Annotated in this window: 23 protein-coding genes and 2 pseudogenes; 18 read left to right on the plus strand and 7 right to left on the minus strand. The window is 42.5% G+C overall.

The window, feature by feature from the left end; genetic code table 11:
• The first annotated feature begins 58 nt into the window (after window positions 1-58).
• Window positions 59-1,132 carry an LLM class flavin-dependent oxidoreductase gene (locus AADZ70_RS04850; protein WP_342007804.1) on the plus strand — a complete coding sequence of 358 codons (1,074 nt, stop codon included), beginning with the start codon at window positions 59-61 and terminating at the stop codon, window positions 1,130-1,132.
• Between the two features lie 209 nt (window positions 1,133-1,341).
• Complete coding sequence (locus AADZ70_RS04855; RefSeq protein WP_099744017.1) at window positions 1,342-1,962, plus strand: lytic polysaccharide monooxygenase; 621 nt, start codon at window positions 1,342-1,344, stop codon at window positions 1,960-1,962.
• Between the two features lie 160 nt (window positions 1,963-2,122).
• On the opposite strand, the gene AADZ70_RS04860 is transcribed toward AADZ70_RS04855, so the two are convergent.
• Complete coding sequence (locus AADZ70_RS04860) at window positions 2,123-2,212, minus strand: YjcZ family sporulation protein (RefSeq protein ID WP_016935991.1); 90 nt, start codon at window positions 2,210-2,212, stop codon at window positions 2,123-2,125.
• Window positions 2,213-2,354: 142 nt separating this feature from the next.
• Between AADZ70_RS04860 and AADZ70_RS04865 the strand changes: the two are divergent.
• Window positions 2,355-2,901: pseudogene (locus tag AADZ70_RS04865) on the plus strand (GNAT family protein).
• 378 nt (window positions 2,902-3,279) lie between these two features.
• Here the strand turns inward: AADZ70_RS04865 and AADZ70_RS04870 are convergent.
• Both AADZ70_RS04870 and AADZ70_RS04875 read right to left on the minus strand, forming a co-directional pair.
• The gene (locus tag AADZ70_RS04870; protein ID WP_342008078.1) at window positions 3,280-3,474 is read right to left on the minus strand and encodes a hypothetical protein; all 195 of its coding nucleotides are present in this window, start codon (window positions 3,472-3,474) and stop codon (window positions 3,280-3,282) included.
• A 168-nt stretch (window positions 3,475-3,642) separates the two neighbouring features.
• Window positions 3,643-6,060 carry a peptidase G2 autoproteolytic cleavage domain-containing protein gene (locus AADZ70_RS04875; RefSeq protein ID WP_342007805.1) on the minus strand — a complete coding sequence of 806 codons (2,418 nt, stop codon included), beginning with the start codon at window positions 6,058-6,060 and terminating at the stop codon, window positions 3,643-3,645.
• Between the two features lie 274 nt (window positions 6,061-6,334).
• On the opposite strand from AADZ70_RS04875, the pseudogene AADZ70_RS04880 reads away from it, so the two are divergent.
• The 5 genes and pseudogenes from AADZ70_RS04880 to AADZ70_RS04900 all read left to right on the plus strand — a co-directional run bounded on the left by AADZ70_RS04880 (window position 6,335) and on the right by AADZ70_RS04900 (window position 9,193).
• A pseudogene (locus AADZ70_RS04880) lies at window positions 6,335-6,482 on the plus strand (NINE protein).
• Between the two features lie 164 nt (window positions 6,483-6,646).
• A complete protein-coding gene (locus AADZ70_RS04885) occupies window positions 6,647-7,081 on the plus strand; it encodes a dUTP diphosphatase (protein ID WP_342007806.1) in 435 nt (144 codons plus the stop codon).
• 208 nt (window positions 7,082-7,289) lie between these two features.
• Complete coding sequence (locus tag AADZ70_RS04890) at window positions 7,290-8,114, plus strand: poly-gamma-glutamate hydrolase family protein (protein WP_269775024.1); 825 nt, start codon at window positions 7,290-7,292, stop codon at window positions 8,112-8,114.
• Between the two features lie 106 nt (window positions 8,115-8,220).
• The gene (locus AADZ70_RS04895) at window positions 8,221-8,370 is read left to right on the plus strand and encodes a hypothetical protein (RefSeq protein WP_016935984.1); all 150 of its coding nucleotides are present in this window, start codon (window positions 8,221-8,223) and stop codon (window positions 8,368-8,370) included.
• Entirely contained in the window at window positions 8,357-9,193 is an 837-nt protein-coding gene (locus AADZ70_RS04900; RefSeq protein ID WP_342007807.1) for a prohibitin family protein, read from the plus strand. Before AADZ70_RS04895 ends, AADZ70_RS04900 begins: the two co-directional genes overlap by 14 nt.
• Before the next feature lie 26 nt (window positions 9,194-9,219).
• Here the strand turns inward: AADZ70_RS04900 and AADZ70_RS04905 are convergent, their stop codons facing one another.
• Entirely contained in the window at window positions 9,220-9,669 is a 450-nt protein-coding gene (locus AADZ70_RS04905; protein ID WP_047474802.1) for a YndM family protein, read from the minus strand.
• A 156-nt stretch (window positions 9,670-9,825) separates the two neighbouring features.
• On the opposite strand from AADZ70_RS04905, the gene AADZ70_RS04910 reads away from it, so the two are divergent.
• The gene (locus AADZ70_RS04910) at window positions 9,826-10,254 is read left to right on the plus strand and encodes a hypothetical protein (RefSeq protein WP_047474799.1); all 429 of its coding nucleotides are present in this window, start codon (window positions 9,826-9,828) and stop codon (window positions 10,252-10,254) included.
• A gap of 340 nt (window positions 10,255-10,594) precedes the next feature.
• On the opposite strand, the gene lexA is transcribed toward AADZ70_RS04910, so the two are convergent.
• Window positions 10,595-11,215, minus strand: a complete 621-nt coding sequence (gene lexA, locus AADZ70_RS04915; protein ID WP_007611720.1) for a transcriptional repressor LexA — start codon at window positions 11,213-11,215, stop codon at window positions 10,595-10,597.
• 152 nt (window positions 11,216-11,367) lie between these two features.
• Here lexA and yneA point away from each other — a divergent pair, with 152 nt between their 5' ends.
• From yneA to AADZ70_RS04945, 6 genes are all read left to right on the plus strand, one after another.
• Entirely contained in the window at window positions 11,368-11,679 is a 312-nt protein-coding gene (yneA, locus tag AADZ70_RS04920; RefSeq protein ID WP_016935980.1) for a cell division suppressor protein YneA, read from the plus strand.
• Between the two features lie 15 nt (window positions 11,680-11,694).
• Window positions 11,695-12,345 carry a recombinase family protein gene (locus tag AADZ70_RS04925; RefSeq protein ID WP_016935979.1) on the plus strand — a complete coding sequence of 217 codons (651 nt, stop codon included), beginning with the start codon at window positions 11,695-11,697 and terminating at the stop codon, window positions 12,343-12,345.
• 68 nt (window positions 12,346-12,413) lie between these two features.
• Complete coding sequence (locus AADZ70_RS04930) at window positions 12,414-12,647, plus strand: DUF896 domain-containing protein (RefSeq protein WP_003153997.1); 234 nt, start codon at window positions 12,414-12,416, stop codon at window positions 12,645-12,647.
• Window positions 12,648-12,812: 165 nt separating this feature from the next.
• A complete protein-coding gene (gene tkt, locus AADZ70_RS04935; protein WP_342007808.1) occupies window positions 12,813-14,816 on the plus strand; it encodes a transketolase in 2,004 nt (667 codons plus the stop codon).
• A gap of 151 nt (window positions 14,817-14,967) precedes the next feature.
• A complete protein-coding gene (sirA, locus tag AADZ70_RS04940) occupies window positions 14,968-15,414 on the plus strand; it encodes a sporulation inhibitor of replication protein SirA (protein ID WP_047474793.1) in 447 nt (148 codons plus the stop codon).
• 85 nt (window positions 15,415-15,499) lie between these two features.
• On the plus strand, window positions 15,500-15,718 hold the full coding sequence (locus AADZ70_RS04945; protein ID WP_003153994.1) for a YneF family protein: 219 nt from the start codon (window positions 15,500-15,502) through the stop codon (window positions 15,716-15,718).
• A gap of 73 nt (window positions 15,719-15,791) precedes the next feature.
• Here the strand turns inward: AADZ70_RS04945 and AADZ70_RS04950 are convergent, their stop codons facing one another.
• Window positions 15,792-15,965, minus strand: coding sequence for an aspartyl-phosphate phosphatase Spo0E family protein (locus AADZ70_RS04950; protein ID WP_012117647.1), 174 nt, complete (start codon window positions 15,963-15,965; stop codon window positions 15,792-15,794).
• A gap of 201 nt (window positions 15,966-16,166) precedes the next feature.
• On the opposite strand from AADZ70_RS04950, the gene AADZ70_RS04955 reads away from it, so the two are divergent.
• From AADZ70_RS04955 to AADZ70_RS04965, 3 genes are all read left to right on the plus strand, one after another.
• Entirely contained in the window at window positions 16,167-16,874 is a 708-nt protein-coding gene (locus tag AADZ70_RS04955; protein WP_016935976.1) for a cytochrome c biogenesis protein CcdA, read from the plus strand.
• Between the two features lie 84 nt (window positions 16,875-16,958).
• Window positions 16,959-17,321: a response regulator gene (locus AADZ70_RS04960; RefSeq protein WP_016935975.1), complete on the plus strand. Its 363-nt coding sequence runs from the start codon at window positions 16,959-16,961 to the stop codon at window positions 17,319-17,321.
• Between the two features lie 78 nt (window positions 17,322-17,399).
• On the plus strand, window positions 17,400-17,891 hold the full coding sequence (locus AADZ70_RS04965; protein ID WP_095240656.1) for a CcdC protein domain-containing protein: 492 nt from the start codon (window positions 17,400-17,402) through the stop codon (window positions 17,889-17,891).
• Between the two features lie 27 nt (window positions 17,892-17,918).
• On the opposite strand, the gene AADZ70_RS04970 is transcribed toward AADZ70_RS04965, so the two are convergent.
• Window positions 17,919-18,347 (minus strand): DUF2621 domain-containing protein, encoded by a 429-nt coding sequence (locus tag AADZ70_RS04970; protein WP_045925794.1) that lies wholly within the window; start codon window positions 18,345-18,347, stop codon window positions 17,919-17,921.
• Window positions 18,348-18,384 lie beyond the last annotated feature (37 nt).

The raw sequence follows: 18,384 nt of genomic DNA on the forward strand, positions 1-18,384 counted from the left end.
ACGGCTGAATAGAATAACAGCATAAAAGTTTTTTTACACAGTGCAGGAGGAGAGATACGTGAGGGCTGAACATCATGATGGTATGGAAATTGGAATTTATTCATTTGCAGAATTATACCCCGATCCTCTGACAGGGAAAACAGTCAGCGCAAAGCAGCGGGTAGAGGAATTGATAAAGCTGGCGAAATTGGCTGACGACGCAGGGCTTGATGTATTCGGCGTAGGCGAGCATCATCGTCTTGATTATGCAGTGTCGTCGCCGCCGGTCATCTTATCAGCGATTTCACAGCTCACCGAAAACATTAAGCTTACGAGTGCCACGACTGTATTATCCACCGCAGATCCAGTCCGTTTATTTGAGGATTTTGCAACGCTTGATCTGATATCAAACGGAAGGGCGGAGATCATAGCGGGACGCGGTGCATTTTTAGACTCGTTTCCTCTTTTCGGTTATGATGTGGGTTATTATAAAGAACTGTTTGAAGAACACGTTGAGCTTTTTTTGAAAATAAATTCGGGGGAAGAATCGGTCACCTGGAAAGGACGTTACCGGCCGCCGCTGAATGACGCAGAAATTTCCCCTCAGCCTTTTCACGGAAGCATTCCGCTGTGGTTAGGTGTTTCAGGAACTCCAGAAAGTGCGGAGCGGGCCGGAAGAGCAGGCGCCGGTCTGGCATTAGCTGTATTGAGCGGTGATCCGAAATCATCTAAACCGCTTGTTGACAAATACCGAGAAGAGGCTTCTAAAGCCGGTCATCCGCCGGAACATGTGAAGGTTGCCGTAACCGGGCATACGTTCATTTCAAAAACGAATGAACAGGCAATACAAGAATTTTACCCGTATCATTCTAATTATTGGTCTCATGTTCATTCATACCACGGGATTCATGAACCTTTAACGAGGGAAGATTTTGAGCGGGCGTCCGGTAAAGAAACAGCCTTATTTGTCGGAAGCTCACAGCAGATCATTGAAAAAATCATGCACCAATACGAGCTGTTTGGCCATCAGCGGTTTCTTGCGCAAATCGATATAGGCGGTATGCCGTTTAAAAAAGCTGCGGAAAACATCGAACGATTAGCATCAGAAGTAGCACCGGTGATCCGAAGAGAAACCGGCAAATCAAGCGATTAAATGGAGTCAGGCGGAGCGGGCCGGTTTTTGAACATTGCGGACTCGACATCAGAAACGGTCCGGCTTTTTTTATGATTATAAAAAACAAAGGGAAGAGCGCGAACCTCATTGCTTTTTCCTATCAAGAAAAGGAAGGTCATTTCATCCTCCATCGTGAAGTGTATATACTGAAAGGTTGTTATTTACAAAAGAGGGAGGATGATGTAGAGGTGAAGGGTTTAGTCAAAGCTGCAGTTTTAACTGTTACTCTCGGTATTGGAGGCGCTTTCTATTCAAGTGATGCATCTGCACACGGGTATATAAAAGATCCCGTCAGCAGAGCGTACATGGGAGCATTAGAGAAACAGACAATGGGCTGGACGGCCGCTGCTCAGAAATATGGCTCCGTCATTGATAATCCTCAGTCTGTTGAAGGGCCGAAAGGATTTCCGGCTGCAGGTCCGCCGGATGGAAGAATTGCATCTGCAAACGGAGGATCGGGACAAATTGATTTCGGTCTGGACAAGCAGACTGCAGATCATTGGGTAAAACAGAATATACGCGGCGGCTTTAATTCTTTTACTTGGCACTATACCGCACCCCATGCGACATCAAAGTGGCACTATTATATCACCAAGAAAAATTGGAATCCGAATAAACCTTTGTCGAGGGATGAGTTCGAATTAATCGGAACGGTAAACCACGATGGCTCCAAGGCAGATACGAATCTGACTCATAGGATTTTTGTGCCGACTGATCGAAGCGGTTATCATATCATTTTAGGGGTATGGGATGTCGCGGATACTTCTAATGCCTTCTATAACGTCATTGACGTAAACCTTACACAGTAATCTATGAAATGACTGATCGGCTGCATTCATGCATTGCCGATCTTTTTCGTTTGAAAGAGTTAGTTAAATGAGGAAACAGCAAAGCGCCATAATGAATTCATTATGGCGCCTTACGATCATAGAGGTAATGCTGACATGGATGCGGAGGTAAGGGAGACTCTTAATAACCGCCGAGGAAAGAAGCACCGACGATGATTAATAAAATGAATAGCACCACGATTAACGCAAAGGAGCTACCATAACCGCCCATATGATCTCACCTCCCTTAAGAGGATTAATACATATTATGCTGAATGTAAAAGTTTGATAGGGATGCTAGTTTATTTTTGAAAAAAAGTTCGTCTGCATATATTTTCTTCTCACATTTCCATCTTTTAAAGGGGGGGTCGTAAATGCTTCCTGTAATAGAAACGGACAGACTTATTCTTAGAGAAGTTGAAAAGAAAGATGCAAAGCAAATATTTGCTTGTTTTCAGGATGAAAATGTAACACGCTATTACGGTTTGGAACCTTTTGATTCAATGGAACAGGCTGAAAAAATGATTGGCTGGTTTAAAGATCAATATCATGATAAAAAGGGAAGCCGTTGGGGGAATTGAGAGAAAAGATGCGAAGGGAATAATCGGAACTATTGGTTTCAACTCTTGGGTGCCCAAGCATAAGCGGGCAGAGGTCGGTTATGAGATTCATCCGAATTATTGGAGGAATGGCTATACTGTCGAAGCGTTGGAGAATGTTCTTTCTTTTGGGTTTGAAAAGCTTGGGCTGAATCGTATAGGCGCTGTTGTTTTCATTGAGAATGCAGCGTCTCATCAATTATTGATAAAGGCGGGGTTTCAATCAGAAGGAATTTTGAGAGGATATATGTATCAAAACGGACTGCCCCATGATACACGTGTATATTCTATACTGAATGAGGACGTTGATGAGACGCTATAAAGCAATCTTTCAGCTGCGCCTCCTGCAGAAGGAGTTTGATTGTAAGAAACGATTCCAATAATCACCAACAAGATAATCAACACAAATATGCTCCACAGAGTTATTTTTAGACATTTTGACATGACATACCCTCACTTTGAAAGACTTTACCGGATCTGTGATCGAAGACTATTTCAAGTATATTCATTATAAAGGAGAAAAATGAGCAGTATCTCGGTGCAAAAATAAAAAAACTTGCGGTGCGCTGCCGCAAGTTTTTTCACATTATGGTCTGTGGAATTCAATAAGCTGATTATCACGATCAAAATCTTATTTAGAAATGCACATTAACAAAAACACCCGGAGTTCACCGGGTGTAAAAAGCGTTGATATGTCATGTCAGCAACATTTTTTGCATTTTCTTTTATAGACAACGATGTAATCATAATCAAGATGCTTTTTGTCTTGTTTCTTCTTCTTTTTTTGTTTAGGCTGCTTTTCTTCCTTTTTACCGTGATCATAATGTCCGTCCATATCCATTTCCATATCCATATCCATATCCATTTCCATATTCATATCCATGTCCATATCCATACTCATATCCCTCCTTTTTCATCTGACGGTAGTATTCTATGACAGAAGGAACAGATGGCTTGGACAAATGAAACGATATGCTGCAAAAGAGGCGTCTCATCCGGTATAAAAAAACAGGATCATACCCGTCCGATAGATAGGAAAGGAAATGATCCTGATATGAAAACACTATTTGATAACCGCTATTGCAATGCCGTACCCTTTTTCCGGACTGTATAAGGCGGTCAGTTTCAATACCTTCCAGCCTTCCGCGGCTTTTGTACCGATTCCGTTATGGGCCGTGATATAATCTCCCGGGTTTACCGTACTGTCGACCCGTACGTAGTGCCGGCCGCTAAGTCCGACAATATGCCATTCGTCTCTGGCGGCGCGTGCTTCATAGTCAGCTTCAAGAGCCGGACTGCAGTCTGGGTTTTGTTTCGGCACGCGTATCGTTTCCCCTGTTTCTTCGTCAGTCACATTTTCATAAATGAAACCGCCGAACTCGTTTGTCAAAAAACGGCTTTGCCATCCGAAGCTTGCGGCTCCTGATATAAAAGCGGCTGTTTCTGAAATGACGCCGAGCATATAATCACCAACGTGAGCCGGCTCGATTTTTTCTTCCCGCACTGTGACGATCGTCCCGGCGGGAATCGTCTGGCCGTTTACACTTTCAAAATATTCTCCGTACCCTGACAGGGAAGAGGTGACGGCTCCGGCGAAAGTTCCGTGGCCGCCCGCTGAGTCCAGTTTCCACTTAATGGACTGATGCCCTCCGGCAACGGTGTACGGTTCTTCCAATGTAATGCTTTCTGATGACAGAATAGTTCTGGAGACTTTGCTGCCCGTAACATGGACATTGTTTGAAGCAGCGATAAATGCCCTTGAACCTTCAGAACTTGAACCTCCGGAAGAGCTGATGATCGCATTTCTGTCACCCCTTGCCGTAATATCGCCTGTGCCCGCAATAACGGCGCTTGTCGGGTTAAATGCAAAACCCGAGCTTGTCGCAAGCTGTGCGCCGCCTTTTAAATTGACGGGGACCTGCTCGTAAGTCTGTCCTTTTATAGAAGCGGCAGCGCTGTAGCCTTCCGCCTGCACGCCGAGAATGACAGCCTGGCTGTTAGGGGACGTAATTCCGACAGCACCGCCATCTCCGATCATCGTTCCATTCATAATATTTACGTTATATTGCCCTCCGCCAATTGAGATGCCTTTGGGGGAAGACTTGTAAATATCAAAATTTGAAATTTTAACATGATCGGTTTTATTTGATCCGCCGGATATATTGATGTCAACACCGGCTTGTGTAAAACCGCGTATTTTAATGCCGCTGATCGTAATATTTTGACTGCGGTATTGAAGGGCTACGACAGGATTCCCGCCATAATCATATGAAGGATCGCCAATAGCTGTGAATCCGTTTACATTTACATTTTTATAGGCAGAGATAACCAGCGCCCTTGGAGTCACGCTGTCATAGAGAGCGTTGAAGACCGGTTCAATCGCGGTGCAGTCGGTTAAAGTAACATCATAAGCCGTCGTGCTTTCGGGGTCTGAGGCCTGATGGTGTCCAATATGACGAATATCAAACGAACGTACATCACGATACGAAACATGGCCGATAATATGAACATTTTGGGAAGCCGGCCACAGACTGTGCGCCTTTACTTCAATTCCGCGGATATTTCCGCTCGTATAGTTATTCAAAAGCCACACATGTTTAGAGCCGTCATCAATTTCAATGCCATTCGAATTTGCGCTGCCCTCGGCATGCTCTGTGCCGCGCGGGTTCCCTGAATGACAGTTTGAAATGAAAATATATTCGCTGTAATGGGTGGTAATGCCGTCGTCTCCGGCTCCGTATGCCACACAGTTATCTATCCATATATAACGGCAGCCGTCTTTCGTCCATTCTGTTTCAGGCAAATGATCATAAGCCGGGGATGTGATATCGATACCATGCAGACCTGCGTTAACCGCTTCAACATTCTTGACCCAGCCGTATTGTACATTGGCAAACGTTAAACAGCTGGAAAATTGTCCCCCGGGGTTTCGGACTCCGCATTGACGATCAGGATTCCAGTCTAAAGTCATGCCCTGGACAAAAATATTACGATTTCCATTTTCGTAGTTATCATTGGTTATAACCCATTCATATGCGGGAGTGTCCTCATGGAGTTTAATTACGGTAATCCCTTGTCCCTCACCGGAGATGGTAGTCCACGACGGAAGTTTTATCCCTTGAACTAAAAATTCTCCTGCGGGAACATTTACTTTGACGCGGCCGTTCCCGATCGCTCTCCGAAAGGCTTCCGTATTGTCCCGGCCGTCAGGGACCGCTCCGTAATCCTCTACATTCACTTCCCGGGTGATTTTATTCATAAGCATTTCGTATTCTGTATCAAGCCGTTCTTTTAAAAGTGAGGTGACCATTCCTTCCGCCGTCACTCGGGCATCTGCGATCTCAAGATTATCATCTGTTGCGGAATGCTTAATAAAATTTTGCATCCTTGCTTTGAGATGTTTCAATTCAGAGGAATGCGAAGGGTGAGACTGCAATGCGGCGTTTAAAGACGGATCAGGAAAGTTTTTAAATTGAACCATTCTAAAGACACCTCTTTCTTTTGATATAAGCGCTTGACGCAGGGGAGAAGAAAAAAGCCGCGCGCCTTATGCGCTTATTCATCAAATTCTTTGTTGAGAACGAAATCCCTTTTAAAATCAGATTGAATTTCAAAAAAACGCCAATATTTCAGGTGAAAGATCAAAACGAAGAAAGTTTTTGAAAACTAGTATAAAATTTACCTTTATATAGAGTGTGTATTATAAGTGGAGCTGTCCTGTGAAAACGATGGAAAAAGTTTGTTGGGAGAACGTTATGATAAGTAAGAAAAGCAGAATTGCGGCTGCAATATTAGCATTTTTTCTAGGCGGTTTCGGCATTCATAAGCATTTATTGAATGTATTATTTATCTCTGAGGAAAGTATTTGATCAAAAGTATAATGATTATTACGACCAACAGTAATCAAAAGCCTGAGTGGGATATCCCGCTTATCGGTTTCTTCTCAATTAAGCGTTTTCTTTTCTTCGCATTAAATCCTTTCCTCAGCTGCTCAGTTAAAATGGTATAATGGTGCACGGATTGGTCATTAATACGACTAAAATAGGGAATCAAAAGGAGCGGCGAACATGACTTTACAAATTAAAATTAAATATTCAGATGATACACAAACGAGAATCAGTAAAATTGAACAGGGCGATTGGATCGATCTGCGGGCTGCAGAGGATATAACACTCAAAAAAGGTGAGTTCAAACTTATCCCGCTCGGAGTTGCGATGGAGCTGCCGGAAGGATATGAGGCCCATGTCGTTCCGCGTTCAAGTACATATAAGCATTTCGGTATTATTCAGACAAATTCAATGGGTGTCATCGATGAATCTTATAAAGGTGACAATGATTTCTGGTTTTTCCCGGCATATGCACTTCGGGATACCGATATTTCCAAGGGAGAGCGGATCTGCCAATTCAGAATCATGAAGAAAATGCCTCAAGTGGAATTGATCGAAGTGGACAAGCTCGGAAACAATGACCGCGGCGGTCTGGGATCAACAGGCACAAAATAAAACTAAGACTGCTGTTAAGCAGTCTTTTTATTGATTTCGAAGCGCCAGCCGCGCTAGCATATTGATAAATGATTTCCCGATATTCCCTCTTCAGCATTCCGTCTATCTAGAAGATGCTCTGATGTTTTTATTCTTTAAGATGAACGGAGGTCTTGTCCAGCGTATATAATATTGTGACAAAAGTGTAAACAAAAGAAAGGATGATGTTATGAAAAAAAGGGTTAGAAGAGAAGACCGTAAAGCTGCTGACAAAGAGGCAGAGCAGAAGAAACCGTCCAAAGTCACCCTGTTCTGCCGTTCGCTTCAAAGGCTGAAGCATTTGTATTGTAACATAAACATACAATTGCCATCAATAACCAGAAAAGGAATTTTAGTTTTAATTTTATCGTTTTTGTTTCTGCCGTTTTTACGGGCTGATGCCGCTTCAGATACTTACGGCAGTTTCGAGGAATTAAAACTGCATGAGGCCCCCTCCGTTTTTTCTATTTCATCGAAAGAACATGACCCTTCTGTTCTCATATTAGCTATACACGGCGGAGGCATAGAGCCGGGTACCAGTGAGTTGGCCAGAAAAATTGCCGAAAACCGGAGCCTGTATTTATTTGAAGGGCTAAAATCAGCCGGCAATGCTGAGCTGCATTTGACCAGTTCGCATTTCGACGAACCTAAAGCCGTTCAAATGGTGAAAGAGCACTCAAATGTCATTTCATTGCACGGTTACGGCAGCGACGATAAAAAGATAAAAATCGGCGGTACAGACAGAGAACGGGCCGAACTTTTGACAGGTGTGCTGAAACGAAACGGGTATCCTGCCGTTCTTCTTGGCATAAATGATAAATACGCAGGTGTCAGTCCGAACAATCTTGCCAATCAATCTTCATCCGGATTAAGTATTCAAATCGAAATGAGCACCGGTTTTAGAAAATCACTGTTTGATACTTTTACGCTTAAAAGCAGAGCGTCCACACAAAACGATACCTTTCTCCAATTCACAAAAACGATTTCTGATTTTATCAATGACAATTATAAATAAGCACGCCGCTTTTTGCCGGCGGAGCTTTTTCTTTTGAAATTTATGAAACTTTAAGTTCTTAAGATCGTATACATAACTGACAGGATGAAAGAAAAGAGGTGGGCGAATGAAAGTGATGATTGGGTCTGTCATTCTTCTTGCCATCATCGGATTCGGTTTATGGCTGATGCTGAGTCCAATCTTTAAACAAGTGGGAAGCGGAGCCAAAAAATTTAAAAAGTCATGGGAGGAAGAAGATCAGCATGAGCGAAAATAAGCGGAGAAACACAAACACAAAAAAAATACTCGGCGGTGTGATTATAGGCGCAGCCCTTTTAATTGCGGGCGTTACGGCATCATTATTTATTGAAAAAATACCGAATGGTTATGTCGGAGTCGTATACTCACCGAACGGCGGGGTAAAATCCGAAACTTTGGATCAAGGCTGGCACTTAGTCGGTTTGTTTAATAAAGTAACGGAATATCCGGTGCGTATGCAGACCGTGAATAATGAAAATATAAAAGTGGCAACCTCAGACGGTAAAAATATTGAAATGGATATCGCTTACAACTATGTTGTGCAGCCTGATAAAGTAGTCGATCTGTTTAACAAATTCGGGGCGGTAGACGTTGAAACGATTGAAAATACATATTTAAAAACAAGACTGTGGGACGCGGCGCGAAAATCAATCAGCAAATACTCGGTTATTGACACATACGGGCAAAAATCTGCAGAAGCCGCTGCCGATGTTCAAAAAAGGTTTGCTGAGGATATGAAGAACCTTGGATTTTTAATTGATGATCTGACGCTTGGCGTACCGAAGCCGGATAAAGCCACACAGGAAGCCATTGATGCAAGAGTGAAGTCTTCACAGGAGCTTGAACGGACGCAGACTGAAATTAAAATAGCTGAAGCAGAAGCGAAAAAGAAAAAAATTGAAGCGGAAGGGATCGCTGATTATAACCAAATCATAAAAAAATCAATGTCTGATGAAATGATCAAATATAAATGGATTGAAAAATGGGACGGAAAAACACCGAAAGCGACAGGCACAGACTCACTGCTGCAGCTGCCGCTGGACGATCAGAAGCAAAAATAAAAAGGAAGGAGGCGGATGCCTCCTTTTTATGTTTTTTCTTCAGAATCTTTTTCCGGCATTAATTCTTCAGACGCCTCGGTTTGATATCTCAATTGTGTGCTGTCTGTCCCTGTTTCGCCCTGATAATCTTCAGGCAACACAAATTGCTGCAGATACCGGTGGAAAAATGCTTCAAAAACAGAAAGGCAAAATGCAGAAATAACCGCTGCCGCTGCAGGGGAGACATTAAACCCGCCAATGTTCATTAGAAATATCCATAATATAATGAATGAAATTCCGAAATCAGCTGCAACGGCTGTAAAATTGCTTGTTCTCGGCAGAATCATGCAATCACCCAAAAAGTAAGTGATCAAACTTAAAATCAAGGTAATAAAAAGAACGTTTAAAAAAGTTACTTGGTACATCAGATCCAGGACAATGTACAGCAAAGCAAGTGTGAGCGCCGTTTTAGAAGCGAAAGCAATTACATGTTTCATTTGAACCACCTTCGTTATTTCGTTTAGTCTTCATTGTAGGCAATCAGCAAATTTTTAAACTGGTATATAGTGGTTATGAAGTGTGTGTTTTAATAAAATGTAAATAGACATCACCATATTCACAAGTTAAAATATGTAAAAAAGGAGGATGCAAAATTGAAAAAATGGTGGATATGTATTGCTGTTTTTTTATTATGTTTTTGCGGAGTACACTCAGCTGAAGCGGCTACCACTGAATTCGGATCAAAAACAAGCTTCATTATGGAGGGAGATGTAAAAGAGTTTTTTATTGAAAACCCAGGGGCTGTATCAGCTGATGATTACCTATTAGGATACAAGTTCACCATTGTGAACAATTCTTCATGCAATTTAAACGTAAAACTCCAGCGGATGGCGCTGAACGGAAACTTTTATACATTAAGTTCTAAAAGCTACAGCGGCAGCTGGTTAAACCTAAGTGCCCAGGACAAAAAATCAATTGATCCGTATCACAAATACAGGATTCTGATTGAAAGCTCTTCAAACGTCTGTGAACCTGTCCATATTAAAGGGTTATACGGCGTGGAATATTATCATTTTGATTGAAAATAGATACCCGCAAAGGCAGCGGGTTTTTTTTACACCTCATCAAAACTTATTGTACTATGTACTAAATTTTCACAAATACAATGTAATCCGCCCGCTCCAGATAAAAGTAGATGTATATCAAAATCAGCCCGCACAAATACAAAAGTTGAAAAATGGATAAAAAGTTTCCTTTAGGAAACATTATTTGTTGACTTCAAAAGTGAGGTGTCGGATAATAAAGATGTAAGTTTTTCCTCCTTAGCAGGTTCGTTTCTTAAGCCAGGACGAATCTGCTCTTTTTTATGCAAAAGAAAAACCCCTTTCAGAGGGGTTTTACAATAAATAAAGTTTAATAGAATTAATGAACGGCTCTGAATACGCCGATCACTTTCCCTAAAATACTTACGTTTTGCAGGATAATCGGTTCCATCGTCGGATTTTCCGGCTGCAGCCGCACATAATTGTCTTCTTTATAGAAGCGCTTGACCGTGGCTTCATCATCTTCGGTCATAGCCACCACGATTTCCCCGTTATTGGCCGTGTTCTGCTGTTTGACAATGACGTAATCTTTGTCAAAAATGCCGGCGTCAATCATACTTTCTCCCATGATTTCTAACATGAATACGTGTTCTCCCGGAGGAACCATCCGGTCAGGAAGCGGAAAATACTCGTCGATATTTTCAACAGCTGTAATCGGAATACCCGCCGTCACTTTTCCGATGACCGGGACATTGACAACCTGGCTTTTCGGAATTTGGACTTCTTCTTCATCCAATACCTCAATGGCTCTCGGTTTAGTAGGGTCCCGTCTGATCAGGCCTTTTGTCTCCAGCCGCGCCAAATGTCCGTGCACGGTTGAACTGGAAGCCAGTCCTACTGCTTCGCCTATCTCTCTTACAGAAGGCGGATATCCTTTCGTTTTTACCTCTTCTTTAATAAAACGCAGGATATCAAGCTGCCTTTTTGATAGCTTCGTCATATTTCGCACCTCAAAACGTCGATTTTAAGTAGATTATAGCATGATTTTCCTGACAGTACAAACATAGGTTCGAAAAAAACGATTGACAGAAACATTTGTTCGTATATACTGAAAGGTATAAAAAGCGAACAAACATTCTGGAGGTTGTTTAAATGGCGAAGGAATCTATCATATTTGTCGGACTGTTTACTGCGATTTTAAGTGCCGTTATTTTACTTGTTTCATGTGCGGGAAATGATCAGGCGCTCAGCCAATATGTTAAAATAAAGGTTCAGGACGGAGATACTCTGTGGTCACTTGCGGATCAAGTAGCAGAGAAGAAAAATATTAACAAAGAAGATTTCATTGAGTGGGTGACGGAGAATAATCATCTCCAAACTGCTGATATAAAGCCCGGAGACGAACTTATTCTTCCGGTTAAGAAGGAGCATCCGGCCGTATATCAGCTGGCCATTGTCAATTAGAGAGGAAAGAGAGAAATGAAGGCGCTCATTTATGCCCGGGTAAGCACAAACAAAGAACAGCAGCAGACGTCTTTAAAAAGACAGGAAGAGGAGCTCAGTGAGATCGCTGCGGCAAACGGCATGGAAGTCGTAAAAGTCATTTCAGAGAAAGCCAGCGGTTACGAAATGGACCGCGACGGAGTATTTGAAATGCTTGATGAAATTAAAAAGTCACATATTGACGCGATATTGGTGCAGGATGAAACAAGACTGGGAAGAGGAAACGCCAAGATCGCGCTTTTGCATTGTATTTACAGGGAGAACGTAAAGATATATACGACGGCTCATAAAGGCGAGCTGGAGCTTTCCGAAGCTGATACGATGGTACTCGAAATCGTCAGTATTGTTGAGGAATATCAAAGGAAAATTCACAATATGAAAATCCGGCGGGGAATGAAAAGAGCCGTAAAAAACGGTTATAAACCTGAACGGAATCTGAAAAACAGACATGAAAACAGCGGAAAAGAAAAAAAAGAGGTTCCTGTTTCGGAAATTATCAGGCTGAGAGCCAACAAGCTTACCTTTGCAGAAATCGCCGCCACCTTAAGAGGATTCGGCTATGATGTATCCAAAGCCACGGTTCACCGGCGTTTTCAGGAATATATCGCAGACAGTGAAGGCAGCTGACATGCTTCAGTTGTAAAAAAGACTATGTTTTAGTAGTATATAATCAACACGCACCAAAGGAGCTTATTATGATTTCTAAAGAAAAAATCGCAAGAATTAACGAATTGGCTCAAAAAGCTAAATCAAACACGATAACCGATGAGGAAAAAGCCGAACAGCAAAAGCTTCGCCAGGAGTATTTGAAAGGGTTCCGCTCCTCAATGAAAAATACGTTAAAGAGCGTAAAAGTTATTGATCCAGAGGGTAATGATGTCACTCCTGAAAAATTAAAAAGGGAACAACAGAAAAATAATCTTCATTAAACAGAAAGAATACGGCAATACGTATTCTTTTTTGTATATACTAATATCAGGGTGTGATTTGCGACAATTTTCAACAAGTTTATCTCAAATTTAAGCTGAAAGAGTTGAGAAAAAGTCAGCATCGCTTTATGATGAAAAGGTACAACAATAAGGAAGGGGATTATAATGGATACAATTGAAAAGAAATCAGTTGCCACCATACGTACACTATCTATAGACGCAATTGAAAAAGCTAATTCCGGACACCCAGGGATGCCGATGGGAGCTGCTCCGATGGCTTACACGCTGTGGACGAAGTTTATGAATGTAAATCCGCAAAATCCGGGATGGTTTAACCGCGACCGCTTTGTTTTATCAGCAGGACACGGTTCAATGCTTTTGTACAGCATGCTGCATTTAAGCGGGTATGACCTCAGCATTGAAGATCTGAAACAGTTCCGCCAATGGGGAAGCAAAACACCGGGACATCCGGAGTTCGGGCATACAGCCGGAGTCGACGCAACAACCGGGCCTTTGGGACAGGGTATCGCTATGGCAGTGGGAATGGCAATTGCAGAACGCCATTTGGCTGAAACATATAACCGTGATTCATTCAACGTAGTTGATCATTATACATATAGTATTTGCGGAGACGGCGATTTGATGGAAGGTATTTCTTCTGAAGCCGCTTCTCTTGCAGGCCATCTGGAATTAGGCCGCCTGATCGTATTATACGATTCTAATGATATTTCTTTAGACGGCGATTTAAACCGCTCTTTCTCTGAAAATGTAAAACAGCGTTTTGAAGCCATGAACTGGGAAGTCCTTTATGTTGAGGACGGAAATAACATCGCTGAATTGACGGCTGCAATTGAGAAAGCGCGCCAGAATGATAAAAAACCAACATTAATTGAAGTGAAAACGACAATCGGTTTCGGTTCTCCAAACCGCGCGGGCACATCCGGTGTTCACGGCGCTCCGCTGGGACTAGAAGAGAGCAAGCTGACTAAAGAAGCGTACGCTTGGACGTTTGAAGAAGATTTTTATGTTCCAGAAGAAGTATACGCGCATTTCAACGAAGCTGTAAAAGAAGCCGGCGCGAAAAAAGAACAGGAATGGAATGAACAGTTCGCGGCTTATAAGGAAAAATACCCTGAGCTTGCTGAACAGCTGTCACTCGGAATGAAAGGCGAACTGCCGAATGACTGGGATCAGGAAGTTCCTGTCTATGAAAAAGGCAGCAGCCTTGCTTCCCGCGCATCTTCAGGTGAGGTGCTGAACGGCATCGCCAAGAAAATTCCTTTCTTTGTCGGAGGATCTGCTGACCTTGCGGGTTCAAACAAAACGACAATCAAAAACGCAGGGGACTTCACGGCCAAAGACTACGCCGGGAAAAACTTCTGGTTCGGTGTCCGTGAATTTGCGATGGGCGCTGCTTTAAACGGAATGGCGCTTCACGGCGGCCTCCGCGTATTCGGCGGCACATTCTTTGTGTTCTCAGATTATTTAAGACCTGCTATTCGTCTGGCGTCATTAATGGGGCTTCCTGTCACTTATGTATTTACGCATGACAGCATTGCCGTAGGAGAAGACGGACCGACTCACGAACCGATTGAGCAGCTTGCATCTTTACGCGCGCTTCCTAATCTTTCTGTGATCAGACCTGCTGACGGAAATGAAACCGCAGCTGCGTGGAAGCTAGCCGTTCAAAGCCAGGATCATCCGACAGCTCTTGTGTTGACACGCCAAAACCTGCCGACAATTGATCAGCAGGCTGAAGAAGCGTATGCCGGAGTAGAAAAAGGGGCTTATACCGTTTCCAAAGCAAAAACCGATTCACCGGACGCCCTTCTTTTAGCGACAGGTTCTGAAGTCGGACTTGCAATTGAAGCACAGGCGAAGCTTGCTGACGAAAACATTCATGTATCTGTAGTCAGCATGCCGAGCTGGGACCGTTTCGAAAAACAATCGGCCGAGTACAAAAACAGCGTACTTCCTCCGAATGTGACGAAACGTCTTGCAATTGAAATGGGATCAAGCTTCGGATGGGGCAAATTTACCGGTCTTGAAGGAGACGTTCTCGCAATTGACCGTTTCGGTGCTTCAGCTCCGGGAGAAACAATTATGAAAGAATACGGGTTTACTGCAGAAAACGTGGCTGACCGCGTGAAGAAACTGCTAAACAAATAAAGAAACAAAAAGAGGATGAGTCAAATCATCCTCTTTTTCCTGTTTATACGACAAAAATAGAAGGGGCGCCGTAACAGTAATAGACAATTCTTTCTTTTCTCCTTTTGTATAATAGAAAGCAATACGCAGCGCTGTAAAAGGGGATGAGGAAATGGAACGTCATTACTATACGCATCTGATTAAGGATGAGTTTGCGAACCACTACTTCGGGCGGGAAACCGCTATGTTTGAATTGTTTCGAGACTATCATTGGACAAATCTGACACCCCAAGAATATCAACTGACAAAAAAGCAAGTTCACTATATAACAGAACCGATTCCGGTGATACATATGCATCAGCGTCTCCAGCTTCATTTAAACCGAATGAGTTACAGCCGTTTAGATTCAATTTATCAGCTTACACTGCCCGGAGAAAAGGGACGCGCCACCTTCATGATGAAAGACAGCTTGATTGAGATTGCAGCTTCGGGAGATTATGAGGCGGAAACGATTTTCTTTGAGATTCTCCGTAAAATCAGCCCCTGTTTTCTTGCGATGGATTTTAAGACAAGGCGTTATGGGTGGTTAAATCCGGTCAGAGAAAGAAATTTTGTCTAAAAACGAGCAAAAAGAGATGTAAATGTTGTATAATAGCCTTTGGTTTAGTACACTTTAAACTAGACAACATGAAGGAGGAAATAAAATGACTTTATGGGTTGGCATCCTAGTGGGCGTTGTCGCATTGCTCATAGGTGTTGCACTCGGGTTTTTTATTGCTCGTAAATATATGATGAGCTATTTGAAAAAGAATCCGCCTATTAATGAACAAATGTTACGCATGATGATGATGCAAATGGGAATGAAACCTTCTCAAAAGAAAATTAATCAAATGATGAAAGCCATGAATAATCAAGCGAAATAATACGTAAAGATTATGATATAGAGATACATGGTTATAAAAATAAAAAACCCGGAGAGGGTTTTTTATTTTGGCGTCATGTTTCACCCCAACTGCCGGTGTGCAGTTCCTTTTGATATTGTATGAGAAGGTGGTCAAGCTCCTGGCTGAGTTCTATCGTAATGTTTGATGTCATTCCGTTTGTCATGACGATTTTAAGCAGCTCTGCCCGTTTTTTTTCAATTTCATTTAATAGATGCTCTCTAATCACAGGGATATATCCTTTCATACATAAATCTTTCACTTGAATCGCTATTATTATATCCACATTTATACTGTTTTTCAAATAAGAAGGAGTATAATATCTTGATGTCAAATTAAATTATATAAGCTTTTTCTATAAAAAGTAATCCTTCATAGGAAAGTGTTAAAAAAATGAAATGATTTTGTCATAACTCGAAAGGAGTGTGTCATGGTGAGTTTTAATTACTTTCTGACGTTCGGGGCCGGGTTTCTGTCTTTCATTTCTCCCTGCTGTCTGCCGCTGTACCCCGCTTTTTTGTCATACATAACCGGTGTCAGCATGGACGAGGTGAAAACGGAAAAGGTGATGCTGCAAAAACGGGGGCTCGTGCATACACTTTGTTTTTTGCTTGGTTTCTCCGTGATTTTTATTGCACTTGGATACGGCACCTCGTTCATCGGCAGTTTTTTTACCCGTTATCATGAAGCGATCCGCCAGTTTGGCGCTATCATGCTGGTGCTTTTCGGGCTCATTACGGCGGGTGTGTTTCAGCCGAAAATCATGATGAAAGAGCGGCGCATTCATTTTAAGCACCGGCCCGAGGGGTTTATCGGCTCTGTTCTGATCGGCCTGGCGTTTGCAGCCGGCTGGTCGCCGTGCAGCGGGCCTATTTTAGGCGCCGTGTTTTCACTGGCCGGTACAAATCCTTCTTCAGCGGTGCCGTATATGTTTTTATATGTTTTGGGATTCGCCATTCCTTTTCTAGTTCTTTCATTTTTTATTACCAGAATGAATTGGATTCGAAAGCACCAGCTGCTTATCATGAGAACCGGCGGCATTGTTATGATTGTCATCGGAATTATGCTGTTTTTTAACTGGATGAGTTATATTCTGATCGTTCTGTCAAATCTTTTCGGAGGGTTCAAGGGGCTGTAAGAGATTGATAGCTTTTGAACTATTATATACCCTTTCTTTTTTGGTACAATAAGACTAGTTAATGTTAAATATGTGGAGGGGAATATGACACGAGTTTTAGTTGTAGATGACGCCAAGTTCATGAGAGTGAAAATCAGAGAGATTCTGGAATCGGCGAATTATACAGTGGCCGGAGAAGCGGCTGACGGCGAGGAAGCTCTGGCCGTTTATCAAAAAATCCGCCCCGATCTGGTGACAATGGATATTACCATGCCGGTTAAAAACGGAATACAGGCGCTGCAGGAGATTTTAGCTTTTGACCCGAAAGCCCATGTCATTATGTGCACCGCCATGCGGCAGCAGCGGATCGTTCTGGAAGCGATTGAACTGGGCGCTAAAGATTTTATCGTTAAACCGTTTGAAGGGTCTAAAGTGCTGGAGGCCGTAGGCAGGGTAACGGGAACATAAACGTATTTTCTTTTCACATTGGTTTTTTTATGTTTTTGGAGTATAGTATATAGTATCAAACTCCGTGCAAGCAAAGGAATGATAAAGATGATGATTATAATTTCATCCGTTATTGCAGCGGCCATGGCAATCTCTGTAATGATCGTGAGGATTAAATCCTCCGATAAGCCCGCTTCACCAAAAAAAATAATTCTCCCGCCGATTTTCATGAGTACGGGAGCGCTGATGTTTCTTTTTCCGATTTTCAGAGTGACGGGCGAAGAATTTTTGGAGGCCATTACGCTGGGCGTGATCTTCTCTATTTTTCTGATAAAAACATCTAAATTTGAGATTAAAAATAATGAAATCTATTTAAAACGGTCAAAAGCATTTGTGTTTATCCTAATTGGTTTGCTGGTTATCAGAATCGCTATGAAATCCATTTTGAGCACGACGATTGATTACGGAGCTTTAAGCGGAATGTTTTGGATTCTGGCTTTCGGAATGATTGTCCCGTGGCGCATCGCGATGTTTATGTCGTACCGCAAACTAGCCAATGAACTGAAGACCGCTGATATTCAGATGAATTAAAACCTTTCCGTCCGCCGGAAAGGTTTTTTATTTGAGCAGGGTTTGATAAGGAGTAAGGTCAATCTGTTTTTCGCGGAGATGTTTTTTCAAAAACTGGTGATCCCGCTTAGGAGTGGCCAGTATGTAACCCCTGATGATTAAATCCCGGTTTATTTGTTCTGCTTCCTCTTGTAAAGAGATTTCACCGATTTTTCCGGCGATTTTAGCTTTGGCTACATCCCGAAAGAGCTCTGGCACGGGGGCGACCAGTTCATCCAAAAACGCCTTGTCGCCTTCATTCCATAGGTGTCTGCTTTTTTCAATATAATAATCCTGCCAATCCAGTTCTGACCGGCCGTCTTCTTTCGGTAAGCGTTTTAAAAATTTTCGGAACATAAAGAACCCGCCGATGGACAGCAATCCGATCATTACGATGACCCAAAATAAAATAAACCACATAAACCAGCCTTCAAGCATTGTTTTATCTCCTCCTTACTTTAACCATATTGTAAAC

The sequence above is a fragment of the Bacillus sp. YBsi01 genome (assembly GCF_038406745.1).
Taxonomy (GTDB): Bacteria; Bacillota; Bacilli; order Bacillales; family Bacillaceae; genus Bacillus; species Bacillus siamensis.

Bases quoted from the DNA above. Each gene is read 5' to 3' on its own strand.
- AADZ70_RS04860 (WP_016935991.1), bottom strand. From the start codon at position 2,212: ATGGGCGGTTATGGTAGCTCCTTTGCGTTAATCGTGGTGCTATTCATT.
- AADZ70_RS04870 (WP_342008078.1), bottom strand. From the start codon at position 3,474: ATGGATATGGACATGGATATGAATATGGAAATGGATATGGATATGGAT.
- AADZ70_RS04875 (WP_342007805.1), bottom strand. From the start codon at position 6,060: ATGGTTCAATTTAAAAACTTTCCTGATCCGTCTTTAAACGCCGCATTG.
- AADZ70_RS04885 (WP_342007806.1), top strand. From the start codon at position 6,647: ATGACTTTACAAATTAAAATTAAATATTCAGATGATACACAAACGAGA.
- AADZ70_RS04890 (WP_269775024.1), top strand. From the start codon at position 7,290: ATGAAAAAAAGGGTTAGAAGAGAAGACCGTAAAGCTGCTGACAAAGAG.
- AADZ70_RS04895 (WP_016935984.1), top strand. From the start codon at position 8,221: ATGAAAGTGATGATTGGGTCTGTCATTCTTCTTGCCATCATCGGATTC.
- AADZ70_RS04900 (WP_342007807.1), top strand. From the start codon at position 8,357: ATGAGCGAAAATAAGCGGAGAAACACAAACACAAAAAAAATACTCGGC.
- AADZ70_RS04905 (WP_047474802.1), bottom strand. From the start codon at position 9,669: ATGAAACATGTAATTGCTTTCGCTTCTAAAACGGCGCTCACACTTGCT.
- lexA (WP_007611720.1), bottom strand. From the start codon at position 11,215: ATGACGAAGCTATCAAAAAGGCAGCTTGATATCCTGCGTTTTATTAAA.
- yneA (WP_016935980.1), top strand. From the start codon at position 11,368: ATGGCGAAGGAATCTATCATATTTGTCGGACTGTTTACTGCGATTTTA.
- AADZ70_RS04925 (WP_016935979.1), top strand. From the start codon at position 11,695: ATGAAGGCGCTCATTTATGCCCGGGTAAGCACAAACAAAGAACAGCAG.
- AADZ70_RS04930 (WP_003153997.1), top strand. From the start codon at position 12,414: ATGATTTCTAAAGAAAAAATCGCAAGAATTAACGAATTGGCTCAAAAA.
- tkt (WP_342007808.1), top strand. From the start codon at position 12,813: ATGGATACAATTGAAAAGAAATCAGTTGCCACCATACGTACACTATCT.
- sirA (WP_047474793.1), top strand. From the start codon at position 14,968: ATGGAACGTCATTACTATACGCATCTGATTAAGGATGAGTTTGCGAAC.
- AADZ70_RS04945 (WP_003153994.1), top strand. From the start codon at position 15,500: ATGACTTTATGGGTTGGCATCCTAGTGGGCGTTGTCGCATTGCTCATA.
- AADZ70_RS04955 (WP_016935976.1), top strand. From the start codon at position 16,167: ATGGTGAGTTTTAATTACTTTCTGACGTTCGGGGCCGGGTTTCTGTCT.
- AADZ70_RS04960 (WP_016935975.1), top strand. From the start codon at position 16,959: ATGACACGAGTTTTAGTTGTAGATGACGCCAAGTTCATGAGAGTGAAA.
- AADZ70_RS04965 (WP_095240656.1), top strand. From the start codon at position 17,400: ATGATAAAGATGATGATTATAATTTCATCCGTTATTGCAGCGGCCATG.
- AADZ70_RS04970 (WP_045925794.1), bottom strand. From the start codon at position 18,347: ATGCTTGAAGGCTGGTTTATGTGGTTTATTTTATTTTGGGTCATCGTA.